The sequence below is a fragment of the Roseiarcus sp. genome (assembly GCF_052145395.1).
In the GTDB taxonomy this organism is placed as follows: Bacteria; Pseudomonadota; Alphaproteobacteria; order Rhizobiales; family Beijerinckiaceae; genus Roseiarcus.
Window position 1 is genome coordinate 1 of record NZ_JBKQOT010000371.1, and the last position, 2,814, is coordinate 2,814.

General features: G+C 65.8%; 3 protein-coding genes. All 3 read left to right on the forward strand.

Annotated elements, in window-relative coordinates; translation table 11 throughout:
* Positions 1–409, forward strand: a 409-nt coding sequence (locus tag ACLP25_RS12370) for a hypothetical protein (RefSeq protein WP_442469494.1), incomplete at its 5' end; no start/stop codon positions are given.
* A gap of 32 nt (positions 410–441) precedes the next feature.
* Positions 442–1,731, forward strand: coding sequence for an IPT/TIG domain-containing protein (locus tag ACLP25_RS12375; RefSeq protein WP_442469495.1), 1,290 nt, complete (start codon positions 442–444; stop codon positions 1,729–1,731).
* Positions 1,732–1,743: 12 nt separating this feature from the next.
* Positions 1,744–2,814, forward strand: a 1,071-nt coding sequence (locus tag ACLP25_RS12380; RefSeq protein ID WP_442469496.1) for a hypothetical protein, incomplete at its 3' end; no start/stop codon positions are given.

Below are 2,814 nucleotides of genomic sequence, written 5' to 3' on the forward strand. Positions count from 1 at the left end.
GGCGGGCTTCATGGCCGGCGCGCCGACGACAACGTTCGGGATTCAGGGCCTCCTGGTCGGCCAGGGTCTCGACGCGTGGGACGCAACGGGCGCGCCGCCGGCGACCTCGGCCCAGGCCGCGCTCGTCGATCGCAATCCCTATCTCGCACCGCGCACGGCGATGCAATTCACCTATCTCAACGGCGCCGCACCCTCGGCGGCGCCGACCTCACGCCTGCAAATCGTCGTCACCTTGGGCGCCAACATGCCGACCTGGCCCGACGCCAACCATGCGACTGGAAGTTTGCGCGAGTTCGGGCTCGTCGCGTCGCTCAACGGCGCCCAGGCGCTGATCAACTACGTCACCCACCCCGTCATCGTGAAGGACCCCACCAGCACGCTCACGCGCACGATCTGGCTGACGTTCTAGCCGCCGTCCGAGATCGAGAAAGGCTTCGCGCCATGGCCCTCATCACACCGAGCACCTTCGATCCGCTCAAGTTCCGCTGTAACGTCAGATTGCAACAGGGCGTTCCGATCGTCGATGCCGATTGGAACGAGTTCGACGACATCCGAAAATTCGAGCTGCGGGCCTATCTGAAATGGTTCGTTGGCGACGGCGTGCCGGACGGCGGCGACGGCTTCCGTGTCGACGCGGTCGGCGGGACCACGGCGGACGATTTCATTGTCCGCGCCGCCGCCACCGCGCCCGCCGCGGGCGCAACCAATACCGACATCGCTTTGCGCAACGCCGGGCGTTTCATCGTCGACGGCCTCGACGTTCTCATCACGGCCGACGTCAACTACAAGGCGCAGACGCTTTACGCTGCGCCCGGACCGTCGGGCCTCACGCAGATCCAGCCCATCCCGAATATAGCTGGCCCGGTCGCAATCTATCTCGACGTCTGGGAACGGTTGATCACGTCGCAAGAGGATCCTTCGCAGGTGCTGCCCGGTCTGGGCACCGAGAGCGCCGCGCGCATGCGGCGCGAGTGGTGCGTGCGCACGCGCCAGGGAACGGCGCCGCCCGTCGTAGGCAACGCGGATTACGTCGCCGGCCACAGCTACGCTCTCCTCGCCACGCTCAATCGCAAGATGAGCGGCGCCAACCCGGCGCCGATCGCGCAAGGCGACATCGCCGACGCGCGCCACGGCCACTTGACTTTGGCGAGCGTCGAGACGCGCCTCGCCCGGCTCGAAAAGCTGCTGCTGACGCCGAGTTTCAACGCTTCGCCCAACCAGTTCAATCCGAAACTTGGCGCGCCGGCGACGCAAGTGACATTGTTCGGCGCCAATCTGAATCTCGGGCCGGTCACGGTGCAGTTCGGCGCGACCGCCGCCGCGCTGACCGGCCAGCAATCGAATGGGCAACTCAACGTGCTCGTGCCGTCGATGCCGGCGGGCCTTGTTCCCATCACCGTGCAGACCGCCGGCGGAATCATCGTCACCGGCGACACTTTCGACGTGCTGCCGCCCCCGCCGCCGCAATTCGCCGCCTCGCCCAACCAGTTCAATCCCAAACTCGGCTCGAAGGGCGTCGCCACGCAAGTGACCTTGTTCGGTTCGCATTTCAACCAGCCGCCGGTTTCCGTCACCATCAACGGCCAAGCGGCGCCGATCGTCGGGTCCATATCCGACACGCAATTGACCGTCAGCGTCGGCCCGGTCGCGGCTACGGGCGCTTTCACCTTCCACCTGCAAAACGCCGCCGGCGCGGCGGACACGACCGACACCTTCACCTTCACGCCTTGAAAGGGGCTCGCCATGACCTTCTACGTCTATCCCGACAACGCCACCGCCGCGCTCTTAGGCAAACCCCCAGGCGCGCCCATCGCGCTCGCGAACGGAAAGGCGATGGCCGGCTTCGCGCCGCTCCAACCGATCTTCGGCAACGATCCCGCCGACAATCTGTCCACCAGCTTCATCAGCATCGCGATGAACGGGCCGGCGCCCGCCACGCCGATACAGGTTCAAGTCGAAGCCAGCAACTCGACCCAGGGCACGACGGGAGCGCCCGTGACGGTGACAGCGACTTCGATCGCGACGGCGCAAGCGCTGTCCGACGGCTTCAACGCGACCGAAGCCGCCGCCGCTTATTTCGACGTGTCGTCGGTCCCTAATGTGCTGCTGCTGAAAGTCGTTTCGTTCATCAGCGGCACGACGCTGTCGATCCTCATCACCAACAGCTCCGGCGCCGCGCTCAGCTTTGTCTGGGTCGTCGGCGACAGCGATTCGGAGTCGCAACAACCCTGGCTCAACCTGACTCCGGCGACGCTGAGCTTCAACGCGCTCATCAATCAAGGACCGGGCGTCGCCGACCTCTCGTTCGTGATCGCCAACTACGGCACGGGGACGGGAACGATCACCGGCTTCACCCCAGCCCTGGCCGCCCCTTACAGCCAGGTGGGGACGCCGCCGACGAGCGTCGCGCCCAACCAGAGCGTCGCTGGAACCATCGGCTTCACGGCCGGAGCGACCACCGGCCCCGCGCCAGGAGCGACGCTGACGCTCGGGAGCAACGACGCCGGCGCCTCTTCGAGCGCCTCGGGCCACAACAACCAATTGCAGCTTTTCGGCGTCGTCACCAAGCTCGAAATCGCTTTCGTGCTCGACGATTCCGGAAGCATGCTTACGGCGCCTGACGGCACTCTGGCGGTGAATGGACAGCGCCGCTGGGATCATCTGGTTTCGGTCGCCAATCTCTCGCTCGATCTCATTGCCGTCTTCGGCGCCAACGGCGGCAATTTAGGCGTGATCCGCTTCCCCGGCGCGACCGGCAATGCGGTCGACAATCTGCCCTCCTACGATCTCGTCCCGTCCACCGCCATACAAGCC